The organism is Streptomyces sp. NPDC030820 (assembly GCF_055572075.1).
The window spans coordinates 100,866-126,530 of sequence record NZ_JBVIEB010000020.1; the positions used below are offsets into that span (position 1 = coordinate 100,866).

Below are 25,665 nucleotides of genomic sequence, written 5' to 3' on the forward strand. Positions count from 1 at the left end.
GCGATCATCAAGCGCCCAGATTGAGTTCGGGAGCCCGCGCGGGCCCCCGCTCAACTCGTGCCGCCTGCGCGTCCTGACACTGGACGGGCCAAGGCGCTGGCCGCCGGCATCGCGAGCGCCTGGAGGCCGAGGATCTGCGGGAGGCGGGTGACGGAGGGCGTGAAGCATCGGCGCGGTGTGCCGCTCGGGACGATGGTCGCCCTCGGCCGGGACACGGCGGCGGGGCGCCTCACCGTCACCGGGGAGCGGCACGGGCCGACGCGCTACCAGACGCCCGACCCAGCGGCGGCCGCAGTGCTCGCAGGGCGGCGCGCCCTGCGGCGTGTAGGGGTCGGGAACGGCGGTGTTGTCGCCCTGGAAGACCCCCACTCGTCCCTGGTCTCGTCCCGGTAGCGCTGCACGTCGTAGTCGACGGTCCAGCTGTGCCAGCACGAGCCGCAAGTGAACTCCACACGCTCGACGGCGATCTCGGTGATCACCGCACAGCACCTCCCATCCGGTGCACGGGCGCGGTCCGGGGTGCTGACTGAGCCGCGTCGAGGCTCTGTGTCGGCATGGGCCAGCTCGGACAGGTCCAGGACCAGGTGCTGATGCCGGTGCCGCGCGGTGACGGAGGCCGCGAAGTCCTTCAGTTCCCGGGCAGTGGCCCTTCGCCCACTGCACTGCGTTCGACAAGACTTGACAAGGAAAGACTCAAGTTTTATTTCAGGAAGGTAGGCAAGTCGGTATGAAAGCACAGCTCACCACGGGAAAGGGAGGTGGCCGGACGTGCCGACGCGGGAGCCGGTATCGGACCTGTACGCGGTGTTGGGAGTGGAGCCCTCGGCGACGGCCGAGGTGATCACCTCTGCCTTCCGCGCCCGGGTGCGGGAGCTGCGCCCCGACACCCGCGTGGATGCGGTCACCGCCGCACGGTTCGGTGAGGTGCGGTCGGCGTACGAGACGCTGCGCGATCCGGTCCTGCGGGCGGCCTACGACCAGCGCTACGAGCACACGCTGCCGGCGTCCGATCGGGGGTCTGCCCCTACCGCGCCCGCGCGGCCCGCGTGGTCTTACGTCATGGTGCTCGGGGATGTCCGTCCCGAGCCGCCGCTGCGTGCGGGTCCGGTCCGGTGGATTCCCGGCCGGTGAGACGAAGAACGAGGTGAGGACGAGGAGGGAGAGCACAGATGGCACGTGCGGTTGGTATCGACCTGGGTACGACGAACTCGGTGGTCTCGGTCCTGGAGGGCGGCGAGCCCACCGTCATCACCAACACGGAAGGCGCGCGGACGACCCCGTCGGTGGTGGCGTTCTCCAAGAACGGCGAGGTGCTGGTCGGCGAGGTCGCCAAGCGGCAGGCCGTGACGAACGTGGAGCGCACGGCACGCTCCGTCAAGCGGCACATGGGCGACCACGCCTGGCGGTTCCCGGAGCACGGGGACGTCGACGGCAAGCGGTACACCGCGCAGGAGATCTCCGCGCGCGTGCTGCAGAAGCTCAAGCGCGACGCGGAGGCGTACCTGGGTGAGGACGTCACCGATGCCGTGGTCACCGTGCCCGCGTACTTCGACGACGCTCAGCGGCAGGCGACCAAGGAGGCCGGGGAGATCGCGGGCCTGAACGTGCTGCGGATCATCAACGAGCCGACGGCCGCCGCACTGGCCTACGGCCTGGACAAGGAGAACGACCAGACCGTCCTCGTCTTCGATCTGGGCGGCGGCACCTTCGACGTGTCGCTGCTGGAGATGGGCGAGGGCGTCATCGAGGTGAAGGCCACCAACGGCGACACCCACCTGGGCGGTGACGACTGGGACCAGCGGATCGTCGACCACCTGGTCACGCAGTTCAAGAACCACTACGGCGTCGACCTGGCCAAGGACAAGATGGCCGTGCAGCGCCTCAGGGAGGCGGCGGAAAAGGCGAAGGTCGAGCTGTCGTCGTCCACCGAGACGACCATCAACCTGCCCTACATCACCGCCTCGGCCGAAGGGCCGCTGCACCTGGACGAGAAGCTGACCCGCGCCCAGTTCGAGCAGCTGACGTCGGATCTGCTGGAGCGGTGCAAGGCGCCGTTCCACAACGCGATCAAGGATGCCGGGATCAAGGTCTCCGACATCGACCACGTCGTCCTGGTGGGCGGCTCGACCCGTATGCCGGCGGTGACCGAGCTGGTGAAGGAGCTGACCGGCAAGGACCCGCACAAGGGTGTCAACCCCGACGAGGTCGTGGCCGTCGGCGCGAGCCTGCAGGCGGGTGTCCTCAAGGGCGAGGTCAAGGACGTCCTGCTGCTCGACGTCACTCCGCTGTCCCTGGGCATCGAGACCAAGGGCGGCATCATGACCAAGCTCATCGAGCGCAACACCACCATCCCCACCCGCCGTTCGGAGATCTTCACCACCGCCGAGGACAACCAGCCCTCGGTGACCGTCCAGGTCTACCAGGGCGAACGGGAGATCGCGGCGTACAACAAGAAGCTCGGCATGTTCGAGCTGACCGGCCTGCCCCCGGCGCCGCGCGGGGTGCCGCAGATCGAGGTCGCCTTCGACATCGACGCCAACGGAATCATGCACGTCTCGGCGAAGGACCTGGGCACCGGCAAGGAGCAGAAGATGACCGTCACGGGCGGCTCGGCGCTGCCCAAGGACGACATCGACCGCATGGTCCGCGAGGCCGAGCAGCACGCCGAGGAGGACCGCAAGCGGCGCGAGGCGGCGGAGACCCGCAACCAGGGCGAGCAACTCGTCTACTCCACCGAGAAGCTCCTCAAGGACAACGCGGAGAACATCCCGGCGGACGCCAAGTCCGAGACGGAGACGGCGCTGACCGACCTGAAGGAGAAGCTGAAGGAGGAGGGTGCGGACACGGCGGCAATCCGGCAGGCGATCGACCGTACCGCGCAGGCCGCGCAGAAGATCGGCACGGCTCTGTACGAGAGGTCGCGGGCCGAACAGCCCACCGGTGCCGCAGGCGGCGGCGCGAGCGGTGGTCCGGCTGAGGACGAGGTGGTGGACGCCGAGATCGTTGACGAGGACAAGCCGGAGGCTGGCTGACGATGACCGGAGCCGGGCCGCGGAGCGAGGAGCTGGCACAGCTGCGCACCGAGCTGGCGCAGCTACGGTGCCTGGTTCAGGAGCGGACCGCCGACCTGCAGCGGGTGAAGGCGGAGTACGACAACTACCGCAAGCGGGTGCGGCGGGATCGCCGGGCCGTACGCGAGATCGCGGTGGCCAACGTGCTCAAGGCGCTGCTGCCCGTGCTCGACGCCGTCGACCGGGCGTGTGCCAACGAGCCGCTGACACCGGGCCTGAAGGACATCGCCGACAGCCTGCAGGAGCAGCTCGGCTCGCTGGGCATCACATCGTTCGGCGAGGTGGGCGATCGGTTCGATCCCGCCTGCCACGACGCCCTGACGCACCACGTTGCCCCCGAGTCGGACCGCCTGGTGTGCTCGGCGGTGCTCAGGCCCGGCTACCGTCTTGGCGACCACCTGCTGCGGCCGGCCACCGTGGAGGTCACCGGGCCGGCCCCGCCCGCGCGGAGTGCACCGGGGCGGGAGCGAGGCGTACGGCAGTCCTTCACCCCGGCAGCCAAGCCGCTCCCGCCTGCCGCGCGGAGCTGACAGACGGGCCGCGTTCACGGAGGCGGATCAGGGCGGCGGGGTCGTCCTGGGCGAGGGCTTGGTCGAGTTGGCTGACGGGGAGGCGGGCAGCGGTGGGAAGGTCGGTGAGTGCGGTGATCCGGCCGGCGATGCGGCGCAGGTCGGCGGCGTTGCGGCGAGCCCAGGTGGCGAGAGCTCGGTCGGCGGCGCGGCGTCTCGGGTGGCAGCACACCATCGCTGCCACGGTGTACGACGCCGTCCGCAACGCGGTCATCCGCCTGATCCGCTCCCGCGAGATCCGCCCCGACTCCTGCGCCGGACCGGTCTACTTCGCCCTGTACGACCTGGAGAGCCAGGACAGAACCCGCGAACTCGCCGCCGCACTTCACGCCGCCCTGTACGGCGACCTCGGCCCACTGGCCCAAGCCGTACCCGACGCATCAGCCTGATCAGCAACTGGCCCCAAGCCGACGTAACCAGCGGCCTGCCAGGACGTCCGCCGCCTGCAGGGCGGCCTCCTCCCACGAGCGCCGTCGAGGCCCTCGCCTGCGGCGAGCCTCCCGCCGGCGCTCAAGAAGACGGGCCACCCAGCCACGAACGTCAGCTCAGAACCAAGTTCAATCTCAGCGCCACCGGCGCGCCCACCAGTGCCAAGGCCGGTGTCCATGCGCAGAGCGCGCCGTACATGTCGGGGGCTGTCGGTCGGATGTCGGCGGCTGTCGGTCGGATGTCGGCGGCTCGTCGGCGGAGGCTGACACCTTTCGAGAGACGGCCGACCGGAGGTCACCGGGCGGCCCGATCCCGAAGGAGCCACCATGCACACTCCCGTCACGATCATCGGCGCCGGACTCGGCGGACTCACACTGGCCCGCGTCCTGCACGTCCACGGAATCCCGGTCACGGTCTACGAGGCCGATCCCTCCCCCTTGGCGCGCAGGCAGGGCGGGATGCTCGACATCCACGACTACAACGGTCAGCTCGCCCTCGAGGCGGCCGGTCTGATGGACGAGTTCCGCGCCATCGTCCTGGAGGGCCGCGAGGCGATGCGGGTCCTCGACCGGGACGGGACCGTCCTGTCCGAACAGGCCGACGACGACGGCACGGGCGGACGCCCCGAGGTGATGCGCGGCGACCTGCGGCGGATCCTGCTCGAATCGCTCCCGGCCGGCACCGTCCGGTGGGGGCACAAGGTCAGCAGCACCCGTGCCGTGGGCGAGGGCCGCTACGAGGTGTCGTTCGCCGACGGTGGCACCGTCGTCGCCGGCCTGCTGGTCGGCGCGGACGGCGCGTGGTCACGGGTGCGGCCGCTGCTCTCCGATGCCACCCCAACGTACACCGGTACGTCGTGCGTCGAGTTCTATCTGTACGAGGCCGACACCCGCCACCCCGCCGCAGCGAAGACGGTCGGCGACGGGTCGATGATCGCGCCCTCGCCGGGCAAGGAGATCTTCGCGCACCGGGAGAGCGGCGACACTCTGCACATCTACGTGGGGCTCAGCAAGCCGCAGGACTGGTTCGCCACCATCGACTTCACCGATGCCGCGGCGGCGACCGCGCGCATCGCGGCGGAGTTCGACGGCTGGGCGCCGGAGCTCACCTCGCTGATCACCGACGGTGACACCCCGCCCGTGCTGCGCTCGCTCCACGCCCTGCCGACCGGGCTCCGATGGGACCGGGTGCCGGGAGTTACCCTGCTCGGCGACGCCGCCCACCTCCAGGCCCCGAACGGCGAAGGCGCCAACCTGGCCATGCTCGACGGCGCGGAACTCGCCAAGGCCCTCGCCGCGCACCCCGACGACGTCGAGGCCGCGCTCACCGAGTATGAGCAGGCCATGTTCCCCCGCAGCGCCGAGGGCGCCACTTACGAAGGTATCGAGGTCCACAGGACCGACTCCGACGACAACACAGCTCACGGCCTGATCGACATGTTCACGGAGAAGGGCCAATGAGCCACTCGAGCCCCGCACTGATGCTGTCCTTACCGCCCTCGTACGAAGGTCTCGACCATCCCGTAGCGGGAACGTAAGGCCGGCTGAGAGGTTCTGGCCGCGCTCCCGTGACGGCTACGATCGACGCATCGTCTGTCGGTACCTCGGCGAGTCGATGTTTCACGGCAGCACGGTCAGAACCCGCCAGTTGGCCACCCCGAGCTCGCTGATTGGCCGGCCAGGACCCATCCCTCGGCGAGCGCGTCGACCAGGTCGCGGGGGAAGAAATGCACGGCAAAGCCTCCGTGGTCCCAGATGTCGTCGCCATGAGCGGTGCCGGCGCCGTAGTGGACGTCGCCGGTGTGCCGCACCGTGTGGACGAACACTCCCCCGGTCCCAGGACGCGGCGCACCTGGCCGACAAGAGTGTCGGGGGCTATGTGTTGCGGTCATGACACTGTTGGGTTGGAGGCGGCAGTCGCCAGGGAGGGATCGGTGGCCGCCGGGGGTCTTGCGCGGACGACGGCTTGGTCGCCTCGTGGCCCGAACAAGTGCAGGATCTCCACGGCGCTCGTGTTCGCCGGACCGAACCAGTGGGGTTCTCTGGTGTCGAACTCGGCGACTTCGCCGGGGTGGAGAATGCATTCGTGTTCTCCGAGCATGAGGCGTAGCCGGCCTGCGAGGACGTAGAGCCACTCATAGCCGTCGTGAGTCACCAGCTTCGGCTCGCGGGGAGCCAGTACGTGCTTGAACACCTGCACCCGGCCCGGGTACTGGGTCAGGGGCACGAGGATGCTGCCGTCACCTCTGCGCAAGGGCCTCAGATGCGCCCGGGGGTCACCGGTGGCCGGTGCGGCCACCAGCTGGTCCAGCGCGACATGGTGCGCCCGCGCGAGCGGGATGAGCAGGTCCAGGGTCGGGCGCCGTATGCCCGACTCAAGACGGGACAGTGTGCTCACTGAGATCCCGGTCGTGGTTGCCAGCGCCTCCAGCGTGAGTCCTCGGTCCCGGCGCAACGTGCGAAGCCGTGGCCCGATGTTGTCGAGGATCTGCTCCAGTTCTGCGTCCACATGGCTCAGTGTGCGGTTCTTTGCGGTCCTCGCAAAAGTGCTGGTCGGTGCTTGTCGGCCTGACTGAGCCTTGCCGGGCAGGTACTCCCGGACGTGAGAGGCAACCAGTGACTGCGACGACGACTCACTCTGTTCCGCCCCCTCTGAGCGCGCGCAGGCGCTGGACGGTGCTGGCCGTCTGCTGTCTGAGCATGTTCCTGGTGGGCCTGGACACCACCATCGTCAACGTGGGCCTGCCCGCCATCGGGCACGGCCTGAGCGTCGGCACTCGCAGTCTCGAGTGGACCGTGGACGCGTACACCATCGTCCTGGCTGGTCTGCTGATCTCCTCCGGCGCGCTGGCGGACCGGTTCGGACGCCGACGGATCTTCCAGTCCGGGTTGGTCGTGTTCGGGGCGGCCTCGCTGGCCTGCGCGATCGCACCTTCGGTTGGCGCGCTCGTCGCATCCCGTGCCGTTCAGGGCATCGGCGCCTCGATGCTCAGTCCCGTGGCTCTCGCGATCGTGGTGAACGCGATGCCCGACCCGAGGGAGCGCGCGCAGGCGATCGGCGTCTGGGCGTCCGTGTTCGGGCTCAGCATGGCCGTCGGACCGGTCACGGGCGGCGCTCTCCTAGCGGGGTTCGGCTGGCGGTCACTGTTCTGGATCAACGCCCCGGTCATCGCGACCGCCCTGGTGCTCAGCGCGCTGTTCGTGCCCAATTCCCGGGCGCCGCGGGCGCAGCGGCTCGACGTTCCGGGGCAGACCCTGCTGACCGTGGTCATCGGCGTCTGGGTCGGGGCCCTCATCGAAGGGCCGCGCATCGGCTGGACGTCGCCCGCAGCGCTGACCGCCTATGGGTTGGCCTCCCTCGCGACTGCCGGATTCGTATGGGTGGAGTCCCACCGACACGCGCCGCTGATGGATCTGCGCCTCTTCCGTAGTCCGGTGTTCAGCAGCGCGGTGCTGGGCGCCATGGCGGTCTTCGTCGCGCTGAACGTGACGCTGCTGCTCAATACTCTCTACCTGCAAAAAACGCGGGGATTCACGCCACTTGCCGCCGGGGTGGCGACCCTGCCCATGGCCGTCGGCGCCACCGTGTGCGCACCCTGGTCCGGCCGTCTGGTCGGTCGCATCGGACCGCGGCTGCCGCTGACCCTGGCCGGCGGCTTCATCACGGCAGGCGGACTGTGCCTGGTCGGGCTTGATCGGCACACGGGCATACCTCTGCTCCTGCTGGCCTACCTGCTCATCGGCATCGGCTTCGGCTTCGCCAACGCCCCGCTCACCAACACCGCGGTCAACGGGCTGCCTCCCACCCGAGCCGGCGTGGCCGGGGCGATCACGTCCACCGCACGACAATTCGGTTCTGCGCTCGGCATCGCCCTCGGCGGCGGCCTGGTCGCACATGCCAGGCCGGAGGAACTCGCGCACGCCTCGCACCCGGGCTGGATCGTGGTCGCCGCCTGCGGACTCCTCCTGCTCACCATGGCCCATGCATCACGGCCGAAGACGTGAAGAAGCCTGCCGGCGCCGTCGACGCACACGCCGCGCTTTGCGGTCACCTCACGCAATGTCTCCAAGCAGCCCAGGACCACAACTGGAGCCTCCTCAAGGACAGCGCCAGTCAAGTCGCTCGACCCGCTGCGCATCTGGAAGCCGAAGCCGGCTCACACCGGATGACCCTGCCGGGTGAGGCCACCGCCAGGCAGCCGGAGGCCTGCCGCGCGAAGTTCGGCCCCGGCTCGGTCGGCCCCGCCGCCACCGCGAATCTCCGCCGCGCTTCATGACCTGCCGGTCCATGGCCTCTTCGGTCACAAGCCGGGACTCGCGCGCCTCATCGAGGCTGATCTTCTGGGCGCACCCGGTGGCATCGAGGAGGTCCTCGCCCCTGAGAGTGATACCGGTCAGTCGAGCGCGCTGGAGGCCGGTGGCGTGCATCAGTTGGTGGGCGAGGGTGCGCGGGTCTTCGTCGTGCGCGGAGGGCTCGGGCAGTCGACGGGTCTTCTCCCAGCTGGTGCCGCCGCAAACTTCAGAGTCAGGGTGAGCACTTGGAACGGCCTGTCCGCGGCGGCGCAGCAGCAGTTCGAGCTGGACGACGAGATAGAGCAGGGCGGCCCGGACGGTGGCGCCGTCGAGGGTGTGGCGGGCGAAACGGTGGCGCACCGCAGCGGAGGCCGACAGCGCCGTGGAGAGGAGAGGGAGCGGTTCGATACCTCGGGCGTGGTCGGCGGCCAGGCGGCCGGCCTTCTTGCCGAGCAGGCGCTGCACGGTTTCCGATGAGACGGCTGCCAGCAACCCGACGCAGTGGATGCCGTAGTCACCGAGTACGGCGGCCTGGCAGGGGCCGATGCCGGGCAGGACCTCCACCGGCAGCGGCCCGAGCCAGCCCCGTGACCTGGTCGGGGGTGATGGCGAGGACGCCTCCGGTGCGGGCGTCGGTGCCGGGGTAGCGCAACGATTCCTTGAGTTCGACCGGCGCGCAGGTCGGCGGCAGCGCTTGGATGACCGGGGACAGGTGGGCCAGCAGCTCCAGCACCTGCCGGTAGAGTCGTTCAAGTTTGAGTGGCCCGACTTACAGTGGCCAAGGCTGTACCGGGTCAGCCTGCGGATCTCGCCTTCATCGAGAACAACGACCTGATCTCCTGCAACCTATGCTGGACAGAGATCACGGGTCCGGCTCATCGCCCCGAGACGGTTTCGGACCGGGGCCGGCGAGTTCAAGCCCGACGGCATGCGTCCGCAGCCTCACGGAATCGTGAGCCGTCTCGCAGACGAAGAGACGCAGCTCGGGCTGACGCTGCCCTCAACCTCTCGCTCTCGCCGTCGTGTGGAGCGCCGACATCGTGCCGCTATCTCGGACGCGTCCGCAAAGCGCCCCGAACGCGGTGAAGCCGTTGATCGTCTCGGTGGTCGGCCTGTCGGCGGGGTTGGTGTTCGTGTTGGTGGGACCAGGATGCACCAGCTTCACGGTGATCCCACGCAGGCAAGGGGCAGTTGCAAACGGCTATGGCGCCGGATCGGCGCGCGCCCCTGGGAAACCGGCAGGCTCTGCCAGGGTGGGTCATGAGAAGGTGCAGTTCGACCTGGCAGAGGGGGAAGAATGGGGCTGACCTACGGCTACGACATCTACCTGCGTCCCCGAAACGTCGCCAAGGCGCTGGCCAATCTGGCCGAGCTGGCGCCACCGGCCCCTCGCGTGCCGCCGCTCGAGCTCACCCTGCCCGGCGGTGAGCGGCTCGTCCTCCCGTTCACGTCCCACTTCAAGAGCGAGCCGGTCGACTGCTCCACGAGCAGCACGCTCGAGCTCGACACGTCCATCATGTTCGACGTCGATGACGTACTGCGCGAGTACGCGGAGACGCACGGCCCTGAACCCGAGGCGGACGGGCGCATCCAGATCGGGTACATCTACGCGACGATCCGGTTCGAGTCCTTCCTGCACCCTGGTTATGCGTCGGTGGAGTTCTGGGCAGCGACGTCGGGGATGAGCCGCTTGTTCGCGCGGTCGCCCAACATCAGGAGGGTGTTCACCGACCTCACCGCCGCCAGCGGCGGAGTGTGTTGCCTGTTCGACACCGGCGACGCCGGCCCCGAGCAAGTGTGTTGGCTCAACGGTGAGATCACCCAGGAGACGGTCTCTGGTCCCCGCTTTCCAGATCGGCGAGCCCTTGTGGCGACTTGGCCCGCCCCCGAGAGATGAGCACCGGTGTCCCTTGACCCTCTTGCGGGGTAGTTCGAATCCGGCTCGCTCAGGGCTGTGGGGTGGCGGGTAAGCCAGCCGGTGACCCGTCGCCCACCGTCGGTGGCGGAGGCGGCGCCTGCGGCGGGGTGGCGCGCAGGGTGGCGATGTAAGCGTGGACCATCTCGTAGGTGATGGGAGCGTTCTCGGCGAGGAGTTCGCGGTGCAAGCGGGTGACGCTCGTGCGTCCCGCGGCGAAGCGTCGCTCCAAGTAGGGCTTGTAGGGGGGGCCAGCCTGCTGGGCCGAGGCCGGTTCTCACGGAGGGTGTCCTGCCAGTGCGCGGCGCGGGCGTATCGCAGCACGGTGTTGAGCCCCCTGCCCAGGTGGCGTGCGATCGGCCGGCGCGAGCAGCTCGTGGAGGCCGGGACCTGCCCTCGACGAGCAGCGTCCTGGCCAACACGGCTTACCGTCTGTTGGTGGCCTGACGGCCCGGCCTCACTTCAGGTGCCGGGCGAAGAACCGGGCCCCGGCGTCGAGCTCGAACTGCGGGACGCCGGTGTGCCCGCCCAGATTGGCATGCAGCGTCTTCTCCTTCGAGCCGAAGGCGTCGAACAGGTCCAGGGCCGCCTGCCGGTCGTTGCCTTCATCGTCCCACTGCAGCAGGACCTGCAGCGGAATGGTGACCTGGCGGGCCTCCTCGAACATGGCGGCGGGTACGAAACTCCCGGCGAAGAAGCCGGCGGCCACGATGCGCGGCTCGACCACCGCCAGCCGGACGCCGATGGAGATCACTCCCCCCTCGTACCCGACCGGGCCGCCGATCTCGGGCAGCGCAAGGAGAGCGTCCAGGGTGGTCCGCCATTCCGGGACCGCCTTCTCGACCAGCGGGAGGACAAGGGCGTCGACGATCTCGTCGCCGACCGGCTCACCGGCCTCCATCGCCCGGCGCAGGTCGGCGCGAGCCTGCTCGACGGCGGCCCAACGGGGCCGGTCACCGCTCCCGGGGAGCTCGATGGTGGCCGCGGCGAAGCCGTACTCCGCCGCGTAGTACCGGGCCCGCCCCGCCAGCCGGGGGTACATCTTGTGCAGTCCCAGTGGGGGGTGGCCGATCAGGATCAGCGGCGCCGGTGCGGACACGGACGCGGGCGTCCACAGGATGCCGGGGATCTCGCCGAGGGTGAATTCGCGCTCGAGGACACCGTCGTCGAGACGCTGTTCAGAAGTGAAGTGCATGGTCGTGCCTTTCGGGAGTGCTCATGAACGGCGCTCCCGGACGACCTATCGCCCGGCCGTGACCCCGGAGGGGAGCACCCATGTCGATACTGCGTTCACGGGTACCACCTCCTCGTTCTCCAGCACGGCCTCCGGAAACGTAGCAGTGGTCGCGGTGGTCCGCCAAACGGTTTCTTGCGGGGGCTCCGTGGCCGGATGCCAAGAAGTCGCAACACTACGCAGAGCTACTTGGGGCCTCATCGCGGCTTCCCAGGGCGAGGCCCTGCGACCGCGGGTCGCGTGCACAGCGCAGGCCGCCGCGGTCGACGGAACACGGTGGCCGCTCCCCGGGCAGGGAGCGGACCACCGCCCGGCGGCCGCCTTGGCGAACTCCTCGCGGCTCAGGCCGCTTTCGAGGAACTGCTCGTAGGAGGCCCGGCACAGGTGCCGGGTTGCGTGGACCGCGACGTGGCATCCGGCGCTGTTGCACCGCCAGATCGCGGCCTCGTCGTTGTCCAGATCGCCGGTGAACAGCCAGTTCGTCGAACATCGTGAGCTCACTACGCTCGTCGAACAGACGGAGGAGCGGGGGTACCCATACAACGCCCCGGACGTGCGCATGCTCCCTGCCTACGACAACTAACTGGTCGGCTACCGGACCCGCGAAGTCTCCGTTCCCGCGGCGCACCAGGCCCGCGTCTGGCCAGGAGGCGGAATCATCCGGCCCACCGTCATCGTCGACGGCCTGACCATCGCTACTTGGAGTCGTCGTGACGAAGGGCGCTCCGTCACGGTGGATACGTTCAAGCCCCTGTCGCCTCAGGTGAAACGCGGACTGGACACTGAAATGATCGAAGTGAGTCGCTTCTGCAGTCAGCCTGTTTGACGGGTCCAGGCCCATGGGCGGCGGCGCCGCCATCGGCCCGGCGCTTGCCGCCGGGCCGGTCCGACGCGCTGACGCTGTACCTGGCGCCCGTCGTGCTGGGCGCCGGGGCGCCGCTTTTCACTGGCGGCGCGACGTCGTAAGGAAACGCTCAACGTTCGATGCGACAGATCAACAGTTTGTTCCGTGCAACCAGATCTTGAGCCTGCGCTGTCGAAGTTCGAGTGGTGCAGGGCGTCTTCGGCCGATCCCCAGGAATCCTCGGACCCAGCATCATCGGCGGGTTACTGTACGGACACGCCGCGCTGCTCACGGTCAGCTGAGGAGGAATCCTGTGCCATCGCCCTGCGACCCCCAGCACGCTCCCGTCGGGGATGTGGGCGCAGCGCTCATGATGATCGACTCTCGGCTCAAAGCCATCTATGCGGCATCACGGAACCCGATGAGTGGACTGGCGTGGTCTGCCTCCGCCCCGATCCCTGCCGCGTGACAGTCCAGCGGCTCGGTGTCCAAGGGATCACGGCATCCTGACTGCGGAGGTGCAATTACGCAGACGGAAGTACCGGACTGCACAGCAATGTGTGGGTGCGCGTGGCCGATAAAAACGGGTGCATGGCACGCGTCAGGGCTGGTTGTCATCTGTTTCTCGGCGCCTCAAGCGGCGAGCGTGCATATGAGTTGGCGTTGGACATCGCTGCTGCTCTCCGAGCGATGTGGACCGACTGCCGGTGCCGGATGAGACTGCGGATGAGCCTTTTGATGCTTCAGACCCGGCGGACGCGCAGCACGCCGGTCAGCATCGGGAGGGTGAACTCGCCGCGGGCGGTCTCCGGTCTGCTCGCAAGGAAGGCGCGGATCCGGCCCAGCGTGGCCTCTTGTTCCTGTTCCGGCATGACCAGCACCCCCGCGCGCGTCGCGATGGTCGCGACGAGGGTGTCGGCGGTGCGGCGCTGCCCGTGCGGGAACTCGGCCTGCTCCGGCGAGCCGAACCGGGCGGGCACACCGGTCTTTGGAAGGTGCATGTCCGCCGTCTCGGCGCGCCAGCTGGTGGGCGTGTCACGCGGGCCGATGGCCGCGCTCCCGCTGATCCGCGCGAGCCCGGCAACCCACTCGACCTGGTCGTCCATGACGTTCCACAGGCCGGCCAGGATGCCGCTGGGTGCGAGGACCCTGGCGATCTCGGGTCCCGCGACGGCCATGTCGAACCAGTGCATGGCGTTGCCGGCCAGCACGGCATCGACGGACGCGTCTGGTAGCGGTATCGCCTCGGCACTGCCCGGCAGGGCACGGACAGCCGGCAGCGAGCGGCGCAGTTCGGTCAGCATCGCCGGGTCGGGCTCGACTGCAATGACTTCGGCACCCAGTGCGACCAGCGTGGCGGTCAGCTTGCCGGTTCCGGCGCCGAGGTCGAGCACGCGCGGGCCGGGCGCGGGCTCGAGCGCCCAGCGCACCGCGGCATGCGCGTAGTCCGGTCGGTGCTCGGCGTATGCGACCGCCGCTGCGCCGAACGACGAGGCGTGAAGCAGCCGTTCATCCCAGTCCATGCGGTTACGCTATCCGTGCTGCTGACGGTCGGCTGCCTCGCCGCACCACTTCGGCGAGGGCCACCCGCACACTCGAGGAGGCACCGCGGGTAGCCGCGGACACCTCCGCACGCACCTCCCCGTGGGTCGACCCCGCCCGCCGCTGCCCAGCGATACGCCACAGACGTCGACCGCGACCGCGACGCCGCATCGACCGGGTTCACCCTGCGCCGGAGCACTGGCCCGGTCGAAGGCCACGTGAACCCGATCAAGATCCTCAAGCGCCAGATGCTCGGCCAGGCGCTGGTCTGGGTGGTGGAACTCGCCTGGGGCTCGCACGTACTGGGCGGGCGGGCATGCCTTCGCTGGGTGAAGCTGAAGGCGTGAGCATCAGTAGCGAGCGCCCGGTAAGTACTGAGCAGATCTACGCAGCGCTGGCCGCTCTGGCGGCTGAGCCGGTTGCAGATCCGGAGAAGCGACCCGAGGGGCCGCAGGAAGAAGACCGCCTGCACCTGCTGGGCAGTCTGCTGGCGAAGACGGAGCTCGAGATCACCGCAGCAACCCGTCTGACCGAGGAAGGGGAGATCGAGGACGTGCTTGAGACGTTGCTCGGCTGGGGGGAGCAGGTGGGAGCGGATCCCGGCCTCGCGGTCAACGTCCTGACAAACCGGCTGCAGCGCACCGCGGTGCAGGTCTCCGAACCCGAGGCGGAAGAACTGCCACCCGGCCGGGAGGCCGCCTTCGCTGCCGTCATGACAGCGGTGTACACCCTCAGCGCTCAGGTGCACGCCGAGCGCGGCGATACGGAGGGAACACGACGCGCTCTGAGCGGGGCGGAGGAAGCCCTCATCGACATCCTGCAAGGCATGCATGACCTGCGCGTTGCCATCGGTGACGCGGCCGGACCGGAGGACCAAGCCGACGGCTGACCCGCGAAATCACGGTCCGCGGCGGCATCCTCAAGCCGGACGTGGTGTTCTTCGGTGAAACGGTTCCGCCGCAGCGGGTCGAACACTGCTGCTACCTGGTTCGTGAACCGGCCTCGCCACTGGTCGTGGGCACTAATCAAGCACGCGGACGATGACGGAGTCACTCGAGCCGGCTCCTTACCAGTCGCTGACGTGCCGGTCATCGGCCGGTCCTGCGCTGTACGCGCCTGGCATGGTGGTGTGGTGCAGTGCAGGGCGGTCCTGCCACCGCACATCCGCCGCGCTCCCCGCGTCAACACAAGGCCAAGTCCAGGCCGTCTCGGCAGCAAGGATTGTCGGCCTGGCCGGGACGGTATGGTCAGCGGCCCTACGGTCCGTCTGACCGGACAGCAGGCCGTCGCTGCGGCATAGGAGAAGCGGCTGCTGCAGTGACAGGGCGCCCCGGACTGCTGCCCGGGGCGCCCGCATCACGAGGAGCATGCCATCTGCACCTCGGGTGGAGAGAGGCGCCGGCGTCCTCGGTTGCCGAGCAACTCAACCGGGTGAATCATGACATAGGTGCACTTTCTCACCTTTCGTGCAATGAGGATGTGGCTTTCGTCGGGGCTTGCACGTGCGACCTGTGGAGGACTCATGTACACGACTCGATCCGCCGCCCGTTTCACCGCCGTCTGCGCCGCCACTCTGTGCCTTACAGGCGCCACGTCGATCCCGGCTCTCGCTTCGTCGACGGTTTCGCCGTCGGCGGTCTCCACCCTGGACAGGCAACTCCTGACCGCAGCCCACCAGGGCAACCTGTGGGAGATCACGGCCAGTCAGCAAGCTCAGAGCGCCGCCACCACCGCCTGCGTCAAGCGGGTCGCCGCCGACTTCATCCGCGACCACCGCACCCTCGATGCCGGTGTCGTCAAGACAGCGGCACGACTCGGGGTGAGACTGCCGACCGGGCAAACGGGCGCGCAGCTGAGGCAAACCGCCACCCTCAAGTCCCTCGCCAGGACGCCCGCGTACGACACCGCGTGGCTCAAGGCTCAGTACCCCGCCCACGTGCAGACCCTCGCGCTCATCGACAAGGAGATCGCCTCGGGCGCCAACCCGCTCGTCAAGTCCCTGGCCAAGAGCGCACGCCCGGTCGTGGCACGCCACACCCAGATGGTCAACCACGGCGTGTGCCACGCATAGCGCCCGTCGGCTCAGGGTCCGGGACGCTATCGACGGCGCTCGCGGCCCGCATCTGAGGTGATCGTGCTCAACAGCTCCGCACAATGCCACGGCGCCCGCACCGGGTCTCCGGGACGGGCGCCGTGCTCGCGGGGACAGTCAGGGCTTTCGGTGCCGTCCGGTGCCGGCGCCATCGGTCGACTCCCGCCGGCATGCGGCTTGATCTGGGTCACGTCGTCGTTGATGCCGTGCAACATCCGCTGTACGGCGGCGTAGTTGTCCACCGCGGTCACCGGAACCCACTGGTAACCGTCCCACTCCACGATCAGCCGGGGCGTGCCGCCCATCGGTCCAGAGGTTCGTCGTCGTCCATCGTCGCGACCTCTCCTTCGGCGATTCGGGTCAGACCCCAGCCCAAGTGAAGTCGGTCCTTCGGGCGTGACGCTCACCTCGGACCGGTCGACCCCCGGGGCCCGTGCACACGCCAGCACGCCAACTCGTCCTCTGCGGCGTCCACAGGCGTTCGTCGCCTGCCTGCCGGACGGTCCAGGTGGTGCCGTCCTGGGCACGGGCCGTTTGACCGGATGGGTGTGGGCGCCGCGCCCTTGCGGCCTGCTCGGGCCGGGCGTCGGCGGTGGCCAGCCGGCCGGACAGCCACCGCCGAGTGGTGCCCGGCCGTTCGTCTCGCCGAGGCTGCCGGGGCTCAGTGACCGGCAGAACCCTCGGGGCGTGCGCGCCGCGGCAGGAGGAAGGAGAGCAGGAACGTCAGGACGAGCATGCCGTCGACGATCCACAGCACCGTCTTCATCACGGAGCCGAAACCGCTGCGGAAGGCCGACTTCGCGGTGGTCTCCAGCGCGGCGGGTATCCGGACGCCGGCCTGCGGCGACGTGACGGCGGACCGGGTGTCCTTCTCCAGGCGGGCGCAGGACGCCGGGGTGGCGGCAGGGTCCTTGGCGACGGCACGGTCCGAGGCGCACCTCCGCAGGTCCGCCACGACGCGGTCCTGCGCGGTCGGCGCCATGTGCGCGGCGCTCAGCTGACCCCGCAGGCCGGCCGAGTGGTGGTCGACGGCGGTGGCGATACCGCCGCCCAGCAGGCCGAAGAACACGGTGCCGAGGAGCGCCACGCCGAAGGCGCCGCCGAGTTGCTGCATCGCGGTCATCGTGCCGGACGCCGAGCCCGTCTCGTGCTGCTCGACGCTGGCGAGCACGATGTCGAAGAAGGGTGCCATGAGCAGGCCCATCCCGATGCCGGTGACGAGCAGGGCCGGCACGAGCTGCCAGGGGCCGACGCCGCCGCCCACCGTCTCGAGGGTCAGCCACACGCCGAACACGCCGAGCGCCATGACCACCGTGCCCGCCTGGAGCACGGCCCGGCCGAACCGGGCGACAGCCTGAGCGACGCCGAAACCGACGATCATGCCGCCCGACCAGGGCACCATCACCAGACCCGCCTTCAGCGGCGAATAGCCGAGGCCGATCTGGGTGTAGAGGTTGAAGACCAGCATGAAGCCCTGCATGGTCGAGAAGAAGACCAGCCCGAGCGTCATGCCTCCGCTGAACCCGCGCTTGCGGAAGAGGCTGGGTACGACCAGCGGGTCCCGGCCGGCCTTGCTGCGGCGCGACTCGTAGGTGGCGAAGGCGACGAAGACGGCCACCGACGTGGCCATCATCGCGAACGTCCACCCGGGCCAGTCGTACTCACGGCCCTGCACCAGCGGGAAGATGATGAGCAGTGCGGCCAGCGAGACGAGGAGCATGCCGGGTATGTCGAGGCGCGGCCTGTCGCCGGACCGGCCCCTGGGCAGATAGCGCTGGGCCCCGAGGAAGGCCGCGGCACCCAGCGGCAGGTTGATCAGGAAGATCATGCGCCAGCCGGTACCGAAGTAGTCGGCGTCCACGAGCCAGCCCGCCAGGATCGGCCCGCACACCGCGGACAGCCCCATGATCGGGCCGAACATGCCGAAGGCCTTCTGTGACTCCTGCGGCGGGAACATCTCCTTGATCATGCCGAGGCCCTGTGGCAGCATCACCGCGCCGAACAGGCCCTGCACGACACGTGCGGCGATCAGCATCTCGGGCGACACGGAGACCGCGCACAGCAGCGAGCCCAGGGTGAAGCCGGCGGCTCCCACCAGGAACATCCGGCGTCGCCCGTGGATGTCCCCGAGTCGGCCGCCGGTGACGAGTCCGACGGCCATGGAGAGGGTGTACGCGGCGGCGAGCCACTGGAGGGTGGAGGCGCCGCCACCGAGGTCGGCCCGCATGGAGGGGCCGGCGATGTTCGTGACAACGGCATCGAGGAGATCCATCACCTCGGCCGCGAGGATCACGAAAAGCGCCGCCCAGCGCCACCGGTAGGGCGCTGGCGAGTCGGTGGGCGTCTCAGCGGACGCGACACCGGTGGTGGACATCGGAAACTCCTCACAGAAGGCCGCGTTGCGTCGAGGTTCCGCGGGCGCGGTGGGATGGCTGGACGAAAACTGCCCGGCTCGCTGATGCAGCCCAGAAAGACAGGCGACCGGACACTCGGGAGAACACTGTTCAGACTGACAGAACAGTGCTCACCAAGAGAACGGCGTTCATTAAGATATAGCGCCATTGCTCGTCTCTGACAAGATATATCGCGTCTTTGTCAGTGCGGGGACGCCGTCACCCCGAGCAGAACACTGTTCTCCGCGTCCCTAGACTTGTGCCATGAGCGACGTGGCCGCCGGTACCCCAGCACCCCCTCCGCCGTCCCCGTGGGAGCGCGAGCGCCCTGCTCGCGCCCACGTCGCACCCGTACGCACGCCGCTGTCGCGCGAGCGCGTCGCCGAGGCCGCCCTCACCGTGCTGGACCGGCACGGGCTCGACGGCCTTTCGATGCGTCAGGTCGCGGCCGAACTGGGGGTCGCGGTCTCCGCCCTCTATGCCCACGTCAGCTCCAAGGACGATCTCCTTGAGCTCATGTACACGCGGCTCTTCGACGGCTACGCGATGCCCGCACCCGATCCGGAGCACTGGCAGGAGCAGCTGCGGGACTTCGCCCGCGCATGGCGCCGACGTCTGCTGTCCCACCGGGACATGGCCAGGATCTCCATGGGGCACGTCCCCTTCACCGCCGAACTGCTGCCGCACGTCGAGGCGTTGCTCGCCATCTTCCGCACCGCCGGGCTACCCGGCCGCATCGCGGCGGAGGCCGGTGACCTCATCTCCACCTACATCGACGGGTTCGTACTGGAGGAGGGCATGTGGCGGGACCGGGCCACTCAGCACGGCGGTCACGCTGCCTCACCGGCCCGCCCCGACTGGCGCGAGATGACCAACGAGATGCAGAACCACTTCGCGTCCCTGCCCGCGCAGGACTTCCCCCACCTGCGCGCCCTGGCGGGGCTGATGGTGACGGACTCCTCCGACGAGCGGTTCGACATCGGCCTGGAGATCATCCTGCGCGGCCTGGCGAGCTACCTGCCGGACCCTGCGACCGGCCCGGTCCCGGAAGCCGACTGAGTCCCGGAAGCCGACCGAGTCCCGGGCTCCGGCGCGGCCCGGGAAGCCGGCGGCACATGTGGCACGGCCGGGTCTGATCGCCGTGGATGTCTCTGCCGCTGATGACCAGACGCCACTGGCGTTCCAGGAGGCGATCGCCGCACAGTGGGCGACCACAACAGCCGCGCTCACCACCCGAACACTTGGATCAGTTCGGGATGGTGGGTGCGGCGCCCTTCTTTCAGGTCGCGGGCCGCAGGTCGTCTCCTCCTCCGGCCAGGGCGACGCGGCATCCGGCCCTCACGAAGCACACGTGACAGAAGGAACCTGACGAAGCAGAGGCGTACCAGACAGCACTCCGGCAGGTGGTCGACCGCGGGTGCTGTCCGAGGCTTTCCGCGTCCTCCAACAGCCATGGGTCGAGCGTGCTGTCTTCCGGTACCAACCACACCCGGCATCCGACCCAGCCGCGGACCTCGGCGCCGTCCGGCACCCAGCCGAAGAGTTCGTACGTCCCGCGCCTGGGTTCCCTGAAAAGTCCGTCTACCTCCCTACAGACGCCCCAGACGTGGCGGTGTTCCGACTCCGTCAGGGCGTACCGTGCCTGCCCGTGATGGCCCCTGTCTTCATACACGGTGGGAATGTTGCCTGGACCAGGAGAAGACGGCGAGGCCCTTTTCACGTTCGGCGGGGGTGACTCCGGCTGAGCGCTCCAGCTGACGGACGGTGCCCTCATGCAGACGGGACAGGAGTCTCCGGCGGGGCGGGAAGCGTCCGTCCCAGGCGGGCGAGTGGGGACAGGGCCATCAGTGCCGGCGACAGCAGCATGCCTGCCGCTGTCACCAGGAGGCTGGTGCGCGTCCCCCACACCTGCGCGAGAAAGCCTCCGAGCAGCGAGCCGAGCGGGGTCAGCCCCATGCCGACAAAGTTGATCGTCGCGGCCGCGCGGCCTTGCATCCCGTCCGGAGTGACGGTCTGCCGGACGGCCATGACCGTGACATTCACCAGCTGGCTGAAGGTCCCGAAGACGAAGTTGACCGTAAGGAGCGCGGGAACCGTCACCACGGAGGAGCCGTGCAGTGCAGGCACGAACAGGAACACGCCGTCGCCGAGCGCTGCCGCGGACACGAGCACAGCGCCATGTCCGAAGCGGCTCGGTAGTCGGGCGGCCAGCAGCGAGCCCAGGAGCGCGCCCGGCCCCGTCGCCGCGAGTGCCAGCCCGACGGCGGCGCCCGACAGGTGCAGGTCCCGTGGCAGGAGCAGCAGATAGCCGGTCATCGCAGCCGCGAAGAAGAACTGGAAGGCGGCTGATGCGAGGCACACAGTCCGCAGCGAGGTGTCGCCGGCGACAAAGCGGAGGCCCTCATGGATCCGCCGCCAGAGCCGAGGAGGACGTTCCGAGCGTTCCGGGACGGATTCGCGGCGACCGATTCGTCTGATCGACAGGAATGACACCACGAAAAGCGCTGCGCTGGAGGCGGTAGCGACGGCGCCGACAGCATAGACACCAACGCACCGCCGAGGGCGGGACCGCCGATCTGCGCAGCGGACCGACTGCCCTCGAGCGCGCTGTTGCCCGGCACCAACTGATCGCGCTTCACCAGCCGTACCAGTGAGGCCTGATATGCCACGTCGAAGATCACGGAAAGAGCCCCGACGGCGAAGGCAACCACGAGCAGCGCCGGCAGGCCGAGCCCACCGAGCAGGCCGGCCACGGCCGCGGCGCCCAGTGCCAGGGCCCGACCGGCGTCCGTCAGCACCATCAGCGTGCGGGTCCGCCACCTGTCCACCCACGCGCCGGCGAAGAGCGACAACAGCAGGATCGGCGTCTGCCCCACCGCGCGCAGGGCGCCCAACTGGCCGGCACCGGCGTTGAGCGTCAGGACGGCGAAGAGCGGCAGAACCACCAGACTTGCATGTTCGCCCAGTTGGGAGGCCGCCTGGCCCACCCAGAGCCGGCGGAAGTCGCCGTCCCGCCACAGGCTCGGCGGCACAGGTCGACCGGAAGGGGAGACAGCGGAGGAAGAGGACGGCACAGGGACCCCTCGGATGACCGAAGACGAGACCCGCCAGCCGGCGCACGACAGGTGCTCGGACCATTTCAGGCAGCGGGAAAGGAAGGCTCGCTGTGCCGCGCATGAAGGGCAGCACGCGATGACAGAGGCCGCTCACGGCCTCGAACGTCAACGCGTGCTCGGACGACCGACCATGTCTTCGCTCCTCGTGAGTCACTCGCTGCGCGAACACCAGCTCCTGCGCGGCAGGGTACGAAAGGCGATCAAGAGGGTGTCTCAGTTGGTCGGGTACGGACTGTCGTCTGAGACGAGTTGAGCCAGTTGGTGCAGTTGCTGCCACATTCGAGGGTTGTCTGCCTCGGTGAGCTGTGGCAGGACCTGCTCAAGCTCGCGGATGCGCCGGTTCAGGATCCTGCGGCGGCGTGCGTCGAGGAGACCACCGTTGTTCAACCACGTGTCCACGCACCCGGCGAGGTCGGCGTCGAGCATCACGAGGTCGATGCCGGCCAGCTCGGCACCGTTCAGCCGGGCGGGCCACGGCTCACTCCTGAATTGCTGCCACAAGCGGGCCACCACGAATTCGGTCTCATCAGCTGCACGCACGACACTGATCATCGTGCAGCCGTCTCGGGGTGTCACGTGGTTTGAGGCATCGGCCTTGCGCTCGTAGCGGCGATGGAGTCAGGCAGCCGGTGAGCCATGGCGAGTGTCGTGTCCGCCGCCCCGCAGGAGCCGACCAGATGCCCGGATCGAGCGGGTCCGACGCGGGTGCCGTGGCGGGGGCGGCCGTACTCGCTGTCGGTGACGGAATCCAGCCAGTTGACGTCGTCGGTCTCCCACAGGGCGATGTGGGTCATGAAGTGGTCAGGGGCGGCGCCGTGCCAGTGCTCCTCGCCCGGCGGGGTCTACCGGCCTCAAGCACCTGTACCGCCCCGTCGTCGGCGATCTGACGCTGGCCTTCGACGCCATGCAACTGCCCGCACAGCCTGCTCTGAGCCTGACCGTCATGACCGCCGACCCCGGCTCCCCGGACGAAGACGCCCTCAAGCTGCTGGCCAGCTGGGCGGCCACCACCGATACGGCAGTGCCGCACGGGATCCAGCCTGTCCCTGACTTGTGCAACTCCCGGCGCAGCGCCTCATCGAGGCCGGAGCCGGCGTTGAGCAATCGCTGCTCGCTCGGCAGTGACGGGTACGGGTGCCCTCGGCGGCCGATGGCCCATACGACGAGGGCAAGGCAGCCGAGGCCGACTCCGGTGCGGGCGACAGCCGTCCACCCCCCGGCGGTCCACAGCAGGGACGCGTCGGTGGAGCCGGTGGCACCCCCGACGAAGTTGCAGGTGACGAAGGCCGTGTTGAGCCTGCTTCGGACCTGTGAGGAGACGGCGAACAGGCGTCGCTGGTTGAGGATGTTCACGCCTTGCACAGCAATGTCCAGCACCAGGACTGCCACCAGGTGCCCGCCCACTGCGCCGCAAGGGCACCGGCGGGCTCCACGAGGCCGAACAGGCCGATGAGGTAGACCGGGTAGGAGCGCGGATAGGGCAGGTGTGTTTGGGGAGCAGGCGCTGGGCGACAACCCCCTGCGCTCCTACCGCACGACACCCAAGGGCCGGCGAGGGCCCGTTCAGCGGTTCGACGGGGTCGGTCACAGCTCGCCGTCCACCCGAACCAGGCACCGATGGCGGTCCATACGGGCACCGCTGAACAGGACAAAGCGTGTGGCACGGCTGTGACCTGGGACTTTGGTCAGCCCCTTCAGGCATCATCGGGCAGTTTCAGGCCCACTGTGGGCCGGTTTGCGCGAAAAAGTGATTGGTATAAATGTGCGGCAAGACCGGGCACGCCGCGCCCGGACCGGGTACGGAAGGCGAGGTGAGTGCGATGAACGCCGAAGAGCGTCAGAGCCGGATTCTCGCGCTCGCTCGTCACCAGGGACGTGTCGAGGTCACCACCACGGCCGTCGACCTTGCTGTCGCGCCGGAGACCATCCGCCGCGACCTCAGCGTCCTGGAGCGCAGGGGCCTGCTCCGCCGCACCTACGGCGGTGCCTATCCCGTCGAGGGCGCGGGCTTCGAGACGGGCCTCCCCGAACGAGAGACCCTGCACGTCAAGGACAAGCGCCGGATCGCCGCGGAGGCGGTCAAGCTCCTCGGTGATGCGGAGACCGTGTTCGTGGACGAGGGCTACACCCCCCAGCTCCTCGCCGCACTCCTCCCCGGTGACCGGCCCCTGACCGTGGTCACCGCCTCACTGTCCACCGCAGCCGCGATCGTGGACTCTCCGCAGGTCACCGTGTTGCTCCTCGGAGGCCGTGTCCGGGCTCGGACCCTGGCCACGGTGGGCTCATGGGCCTGCGCCATGCTCGAGAGGTTCGTGATCGACCTGGCTTTCCTCGGGTCGAACGGGATCTCCCGGGAGCTCGGCCTGACCACCCCGGATCCGGTGGTGGCCGACGTCAAGGCAAAGGCGCTGGCCGTGTCGCGCCGACGTGTGTTCATGGGGCACCACAGCAAGTTCGGCGCGAGCAGCTTCTGCCGCTTCGCCGGGGTGGGTGACTTCGAGGCCATCGTCACCGACATGGGACTGTCCAGCGCCGAGGCGCACCGCTACTCACTGATGGGACCCCGCGTCCACCGGGTCTGAGCCGCTCAGCCCTCCCCCTACCGCCAGGGACGGCTCCGCCGGAGCCGCGCCGACGGCACCTCCCTGCCTGCAGAGCCGAACGCAACCGTCTGCCCGATCCCACATCCCCCTTGCCCTTCGCTGCCCACATCCGACATTTCATGAAAGGGACGATCATGACTTCAAGACCGACTGTTCTGCGGCGCGCTGTGCCGCTGGGCGCGCTGGCCGTGTGCGGCGCACTGCTCACGGCGTGCGCGGGCGCCGGTGGCGCAGGGGGTGGCTCCGGCTCGCACTCCATCAACGTGCTGATGGTGAACAACCCGCAGATGGCGGACCTGCAGAAGCTCACGGCGGCCAACTTCACCAAGCAGACCGGCATCAAGGTCAACTTCACGGTGCTGCCGGAGAACGATGTCCGCGACAAGATCACCCAGGACTTCTCCAGCCAGGCCGGCCAGTACGACGTGGCGACGATCAGCAACTACGAGACGCCGATCTACGCCAAGAACGGCTGGCTCGCCCCGCTGACCTCGTACGCGAAGAAGGACACCGCCTTCGACCAGAGCGACATCCTGCCCGCCATGCAGCAGTCCCTGACGGCATCCGGCCAGATATACGCCGAGCCGTTCTACGGCGAGTCGTCCTTCCTGATGTACCGCAAGGACGTCTTCAAGGAGAAGGGGCTGACCATGCCGGCCAACCCCACCTGGCAGCAGGTGGCCGCCCTGGCCGCCAAGGCCGACGGCGCCAAGCCCGGGACGAAGGGCATCTGCCTGCGCGGCCTCCCGGGATGGGGCGAGGTGATGGCTCCTTTGACCACGGTGGTCAACACCATGGGCGGCACCTGGTTCGACAAGGACTGGAAGGCCCGGGTCGACAGCCCCGCCTTCACCAAGGCGACCAAGTTCTATGTCGACCTGGTGCGGGCCCACGGTGAGGCGGGCGCCCCGCAGTCCGGCTTCGCCGAGTGCCTCAACGACATGGAGCAGGGCAAGGTCGCCATGTGGTACGACGCGACCTCCGCGGCCGGGTCGCTCGAAGCCAGTGGGTCGCCGGTGGCCGGGAAGATGGGTTACGCGCCCGCGCCGGTCGACCAGACCAGGAGTTCGGGCTGGCTCTACACCTGGGCCTGGGGCCTGCAGAAGGCGAGCAAGCACCAGGACGACGCCTGGAAGTTCATCTCCTGGGCGTCCAGCAAGCAGTACGAAGACCTGGTGGGCAAGAAGCTCGGCTGGTCCCGGGTCCCGGCGGGCAAGCGGAGCTCCACCTACACCAACCCGCAGTACGTCGCCGCGGCGTCGGCCTTCGCAGGCGCCACCGCGAACGCGCTGAAGGCCGCCGATCCGCAGAACCCTGGTGTGCAGCCCCGGCCCGCGCCCGGTATCCAGTTCGTCGGCATCCCCGAGTTCACCGACCTGGGCACGCAGGTCTCCCAGCAGATCAGCTCCGCCATCGCCGGCAAGACCAGTGTCGATCAGGCACTGAAGTCCAGCCAGGCGCTCGCCGAGAAGGTCGCCGCCAAGTACGCGGCCAAGTGATCCCTGCCCGACCCACCCGACGTTCCCGACCTCCCGGTCCCGCCCACGCGGGACCGGGGGACGGGA

The 25,665-nt window shown here is 69.0% G+C and carries 28 protein-coding genes and 4 pseudogenes; 20 read left to right on the top strand and 12 right to left on the bottom strand.

Going from position 1 to position 25,665, the window contains the following annotated elements:
• Window positions 1-159: 159 nt before the first annotated feature.
• The 4 genes from ACZ418_RS38195 (at window position 160) to grpE (ending at window position 3,601) form a co-directional block, all read left to right on the top strand.
• Entirely contained in the window at window positions 160-393 is a 234-nt protein-coding gene (locus tag ACZ418_RS38195; RefSeq protein ID WP_468372210.1) for a hypothetical protein, read from the top strand.
• Between the two features lie 375 nt (window positions 394-768).
• On the top strand, window positions 769-1,131 hold the full coding sequence (locus ACZ418_RS38200) for a J domain-containing protein (RefSeq protein WP_468372212.1): 363 nt from the start codon (window positions 769-771) through the stop codon (window positions 1,129-1,131).
• A gap of 38 nt (window positions 1,132-1,169) precedes the next feature.
• On the top strand, window positions 1,170-3,032 hold the full coding sequence (dnaK, locus tag ACZ418_RS38205; RefSeq protein ID WP_468372214.1) for a molecular chaperone DnaK: 1,863 nt from the start codon (window positions 1,170-1,172) through the stop codon (window positions 3,030-3,032).
• Window positions 3,033-3,034: 2 nt separating this feature from the next.
• Window positions 3,035-3,601 carry a nucleotide exchange factor GrpE gene (gene grpE, locus ACZ418_RS38210; RefSeq protein WP_468372216.1) on the top strand — a complete coding sequence of 189 codons (567 nt, stop codon included), beginning with the start codon at window positions 3,035-3,037 and terminating at the stop codon, window positions 3,599-3,601.
• Here grpE and ACZ418_RS38215 read toward each other — a convergent pair.
• Window positions 3,558-3,794: pseudogene (locus ACZ418_RS38215) on the bottom strand (type III effector protein); the annotation flags it as partial. The gene grpE and the pseudogene ACZ418_RS38215 sit on opposite strands and share 44 nt — an antisense overlap.
• A gap of 31 nt (window positions 3,795-3,825) precedes the next feature.
• Between ACZ418_RS38215 and ACZ418_RS38220 the strand changes: the two are divergent.
• Window positions 3,826-4,029: a hypothetical protein gene (locus tag ACZ418_RS38220; protein WP_468372219.1), complete on the top strand. Its 204-nt coding sequence runs from the start codon at window positions 3,826-3,828 to the stop codon at window positions 4,027-4,029.
• 366 nt (window positions 4,030-4,395) lie between these two features.
• A complete protein-coding gene (locus tag ACZ418_RS38225; RefSeq protein ID WP_468372222.1) occupies window positions 4,396-5,529 on the top strand; it encodes an FAD-dependent oxidoreductase in 1,134 nt (377 codons plus the stop codon).
• A 173-nt stretch (window positions 5,530-5,702) separates the two neighbouring features.
• Here ACZ418_RS38225 and ACZ418_RS38230 read toward each other — a convergent pair whose 3' ends face one another.
• Together ACZ418_RS38230 and ACZ418_RS38235 are read right to left on the bottom strand one after the other, a co-directional pair.
• Window positions 5,703-5,894 carry a hypothetical protein gene (locus ACZ418_RS38230; RefSeq protein ID WP_468372223.1) on the bottom strand — a complete coding sequence of 64 codons (192 nt, stop codon included), beginning with the start codon at window positions 5,892-5,894 and terminating at the stop codon, window positions 5,703-5,705.
• 62 nt (window positions 5,895-5,956) lie between these two features.
• A complete protein-coding gene (locus tag ACZ418_RS38235) occupies window positions 5,957-6,577 on the bottom strand; it encodes a helix-turn-helix domain-containing protein (RefSeq protein ID WP_468372225.1) in 621 nt (206 codons plus the stop codon).
• Window positions 6,578-6,744: 167 nt separating this feature from the next.
• Between ACZ418_RS38235 and ACZ418_RS38240 the strand changes: the two genes are divergently transcribed.
• The 3 genes from ACZ418_RS38240 to ACZ418_RS38250 all read left to right on the top strand — a co-directional run bounded on the left by ACZ418_RS38240 (window position 6,745) and on the right by ACZ418_RS38250 (window position 8,838).
• Window positions 6,745-8,073 carry an MFS transporter gene (locus tag ACZ418_RS38240; RefSeq protein WP_468372301.1) on the top strand — a complete coding sequence of 443 codons (1,329 nt, stop codon included), beginning with the start codon at window positions 6,745-6,747 and terminating at the stop codon, window positions 8,071-8,073.
• Window positions 8,070-8,345: a hypothetical protein gene (locus ACZ418_RS38245; RefSeq protein ID WP_468372228.1), complete on the top strand. Its 276-nt coding sequence runs from the start codon at window positions 8,070-8,072 to the stop codon at window positions 8,343-8,345. Before ACZ418_RS38240 ends, ACZ418_RS38245 begins: the two co-directional genes overlap by 4 nt.
• 253 nt (window positions 8,346-8,598) lie before the next feature.
• Entirely contained in the window at window positions 8,599-8,838 is a 240-nt protein-coding gene (locus ACZ418_RS38250) for a hypothetical protein (RefSeq protein ID WP_468372231.1), read from the top strand.
• Window positions 8,839-8,875: 37 nt separating this feature from the next.
• Here the strand turns inward: ACZ418_RS38250 and ACZ418_RS38255 are convergent, their stop codons facing one another.
• Window positions 8,876-9,094, bottom strand: coding sequence for a hypothetical protein (locus tag ACZ418_RS38255; protein ID WP_468372234.1), 219 nt, complete (start codon window positions 9,092-9,094; stop codon window positions 8,876-8,878).
• 564 nt (window positions 9,095-9,658) lie between these two features.
• Between ACZ418_RS38255 and ACZ418_RS38260 the strand changes: the two genes are divergently transcribed.
• Window positions 9,659-10,258: a hypothetical protein gene (locus ACZ418_RS38260; RefSeq protein WP_468372237.1), complete on the top strand. Its 600-nt coding sequence runs from the start codon at window positions 9,659-9,661 to the stop codon at window positions 10,256-10,258.
• Between the two features lie 475 nt (window positions 10,259-10,733).
• Here ACZ418_RS38260 and ACZ418_RS38265 read toward each other — a convergent pair whose 3' ends face one another.
• Window positions 10,734-11,471, bottom strand: a complete 738-nt coding sequence (locus ACZ418_RS38265) for an alpha/beta hydrolase (protein ID WP_468372239.1) — start codon at window positions 11,469-11,471, stop codon at window positions 10,734-10,736.
• A 622-nt stretch (window positions 11,472-12,093) separates the two neighbouring features.
• Here ACZ418_RS38265 and ACZ418_RS38270 point away from each other — a divergent pair.
• The gene (locus ACZ418_RS38270; protein WP_468372303.1) at window positions 12,094-12,336 is read left to right on the top strand and encodes a DNA glycosylase AlkZ-like family protein; all 243 of its coding nucleotides are present in this window, start codon (window positions 12,094-12,096) and stop codon (window positions 12,334-12,336) included.
• 761 nt (window positions 12,337-13,097) lie between these two features.
• Here the strand turns inward: ACZ418_RS38270 and ACZ418_RS38275 are convergent.
• The gene (locus ACZ418_RS38275) at window positions 13,098-13,877 is read right to left on the bottom strand and encodes a class I SAM-dependent methyltransferase (protein WP_468372241.1); all 780 of its coding nucleotides are present in this window, start codon (window positions 13,875-13,877) and stop codon (window positions 13,098-13,100) included.
• A gap of 237 nt (window positions 13,878-14,114) precedes the next feature.
• Between ACZ418_RS38275 and ACZ418_RS38280 the strand changes: the two genes are divergently transcribed.
• The 4 genes and pseudogenes from ACZ418_RS38280 to ACZ418_RS38295 all read left to right on the top strand — a co-directional run bounded on the left by ACZ418_RS38280 (window position 14,115) and on the right by ACZ418_RS38295 (window position 15,967).
• Entirely contained in the window at window positions 14,115-14,243 is a 129-nt protein-coding gene (locus ACZ418_RS38280) for a hypothetical protein (protein ID WP_468372243.1), read from the top strand.
• Complete coding sequence (locus ACZ418_RS38285; RefSeq protein WP_468372245.1) at window positions 14,240-14,785, top strand: hypothetical protein; 546 nt, start codon at window positions 14,240-14,242, stop codon at window positions 14,783-14,785. Before ACZ418_RS38280 ends, ACZ418_RS38285 begins: the two co-directional genes overlap by 4 nt.
• Window positions 14,786-14,796: 11 nt before the next feature.
• A pseudogene (locus tag ACZ418_RS38290) lies at window positions 14,797-14,922 on the top strand (Sir2 family NAD-dependent protein deacetylase); the annotation flags it as partial.
• 496 nt (window positions 14,923-15,418) lie between these two features.
• Window positions 15,419-15,967, top strand: coding sequence for a DUF4142 domain-containing protein (locus ACZ418_RS38295; protein ID WP_468372247.1), 549 nt, complete (start codon window positions 15,419-15,421; stop codon window positions 15,965-15,967).
• 26 nt (window positions 15,968-15,993) lie between these two features.
• On the opposite strand, the gene ACZ418_RS38300 is transcribed toward ACZ418_RS38295, so the two are convergent.
• On the bottom strand, window positions 15,994-16,293 hold the full coding sequence (locus ACZ418_RS38300; protein ID WP_468372249.1) for a DUF6087 family protein: 300 nt from the start codon (window positions 16,291-16,293) through the stop codon (window positions 15,994-15,996).
• Between the two features lie 356 nt (window positions 16,294-16,649).
• On the bottom strand, window positions 16,650-18,362 hold the full coding sequence (locus ACZ418_RS38305; protein WP_468372252.1) for an MFS transporter: 1,713 nt from the start codon (window positions 18,360-18,362) through the stop codon (window positions 16,650-16,652).
• Window positions 18,363-18,645: 283 nt separating this feature from the next.
• On the opposite strand from ACZ418_RS38305, the gene ACZ418_RS38310 reads away from it, so the two are divergent.
• Window positions 18,646-19,440 carry a TetR/AcrR family transcriptional regulator C-terminal domain-containing protein gene (locus ACZ418_RS38310; RefSeq protein WP_468372253.1) on the top strand — a complete coding sequence of 265 codons (795 nt, stop codon included), beginning with the start codon at window positions 18,646-18,648 and terminating at the stop codon, window positions 19,438-19,440.
• Window positions 19,441-19,522: 82 nt separating this feature from the next.
• Window positions 19,523-19,750: a DUF6207 family protein gene (locus ACZ418_RS38315; RefSeq protein ID WP_468372256.1), complete on the top strand. Its 228-nt coding sequence runs from the start codon at window positions 19,523-19,525 to the stop codon at window positions 19,748-19,750.
• A gap of 45 nt (window positions 19,751-19,795) precedes the next feature.
• Here ACZ418_RS38315 and ACZ418_RS38320 read toward each other — a convergent pair.
• The 4 genes and pseudogenes from ACZ418_RS38320 to ACZ418_RS38335 form a co-directional block, all read right to left on the bottom strand.
• Window positions 19,796-20,053: pseudogene (locus ACZ418_RS38320) on the bottom strand (barstar family protein); the annotation flags it as partial.
• A gap of 98 nt (window positions 20,054-20,151) precedes the next feature.
• Window positions 20,152-21,455: pseudogene (locus ACZ418_RS38325) on the bottom strand (MFS transporter).
• A 255-nt stretch (window positions 21,456-21,710) separates the two neighbouring features.
• Window positions 21,711-22,049, bottom strand: coding sequence for a hypothetical protein (locus tag ACZ418_RS38330; protein ID WP_468372259.1), 339 nt, complete (start codon window positions 22,047-22,049; stop codon window positions 21,711-21,713).
• 20 nt (window positions 22,050-22,069) lie between these two features.
• On the bottom strand, window positions 22,070-22,291 hold the full coding sequence (locus ACZ418_RS38335) for a hypothetical protein (protein WP_468372261.1): 222 nt from the start codon (window positions 22,289-22,291) through the stop codon (window positions 22,070-22,072).
• 95 nt (window positions 22,292-22,386) lie between these two features.
• Between ACZ418_RS38335 and ACZ418_RS38340 the strand changes: the two genes are divergently transcribed.
• The 3 genes from ACZ418_RS38340 to ACZ418_RS38350 all read left to right on the top strand — a co-directional run bounded on the left by ACZ418_RS38340 (window position 22,387) and on the right by ACZ418_RS38350 (window position 25,599).
• Window positions 22,387-22,950: a hypothetical protein gene (locus ACZ418_RS38340; RefSeq protein WP_468372306.1), complete on the top strand. Its 564-nt coding sequence runs from the start codon at window positions 22,387-22,389 to the stop codon at window positions 22,948-22,950.
• 367 nt (window positions 22,951-23,317) lie between these two features.
• Window positions 23,318-24,079 carry a DeoR/GlpR family DNA-binding transcription regulator gene (locus tag ACZ418_RS38345; protein WP_468372264.1) on the top strand — a complete coding sequence of 254 codons (762 nt, stop codon included), beginning with the start codon at window positions 23,318-23,320 and terminating at the stop codon, window positions 24,077-24,079.
• Window positions 24,080-24,234: 155 nt separating this feature from the next.
• Window positions 24,235-25,599 (top strand): ABC transporter substrate-binding protein, encoded by a 1,365-nt coding sequence (locus tag ACZ418_RS38350; protein WP_468372266.1) that lies wholly within the window; start codon window positions 24,235-24,237, stop codon window positions 25,597-25,599.
• The last annotated feature ends 66 nt before the right edge of the window (window positions 25,600-25,665 follow it).